Below are 716 nucleotides of genomic sequence, written 5' to 3'. Positions count from 1 at the left end.
ATCATGACCTTGTGGACCGTGTGGCCCTTGATGTCCATGCCGAGGATGTCCGTCGCGCGGGCGACGGCCTCGTCCGGGGTGGCGGCGAGCTTCACGCCACCGGCCTTGCCTCGACCACCGACCTTCACCTGGGCCTTGACGACCGACTTGCCGCCCAGCCGCTCGGTGATCTCGCGCGCCGCCTCAGGCGTGTCGATGACTTCACCGGCCAGCACCGGTACACCGTGCTTGGCGAAGAGGTCCCTCGCCTGGTACTCGAACAGGTCCACGCGCTTCCGTCCCTATCAGTGATCTCGCGGTTCGTTGGATGCGTGGGCGTGCCGCGAAGGGCAACGTGACGTCCGCTCTGTGTCACAAGGGAGGCGCACACGGTGTCCGAGCGCGCGGCATGTCCATCTCGCAGGTTATCTCCGCTCGCGGACGCGCCATAAATCAGGGGTCACACCTGAGCGGTGATACCTGTCACATGATGCCGCGTTCCCTGGCACCGCGTGCCACGCGTGTGGAGCCTCACCGGGCTGGGGTTGACCCGGTGAGGCCCCTTGTACAGCCCCGAAGGGCTCAGGGCGGATGATCCCCACCCCAATGGGGACCAGCCTCCCTTCCGCAGAGTTCCAAAGGACTGCCGGACAAACCGACGGTTTTCGGCCATCCGGGTCCACCGGTTCCGCGGAGTCGATGGGGCGCCGTCGATGGGTGCGCACGGCGGGGGCGCG

At 67.2% G+C, this 716-nt stretch carries 1 protein-coding gene; it reads right to left on the bottom strand.

The genetic code is table 11. From position 1 onward, the window contains the following. Nucleotides 1–269: ATP-grasp domain-containing protein (locus BZY54_RS45255; protein WP_208640962.1), on the bottom strand; the 269-nt coding region annotated here is incomplete at its 3' end. Nucleotides 270–716: the final 447 nt, after the last annotated feature.

It is taken from the genome of Streptomyces carpinensis (assembly GCF_002154505.1).
Classification (GTDB): Bacteria; Actinomycetota; Actinomycetes; order Streptomycetales; family Streptomycetaceae; genus Streptomyces; species Streptomyces carpinensis.
The sequence above is the reverse complement of the archived record's forward strand: the minus strand, read 5'-3'. Positions and strand labels throughout refer to the sequence as shown.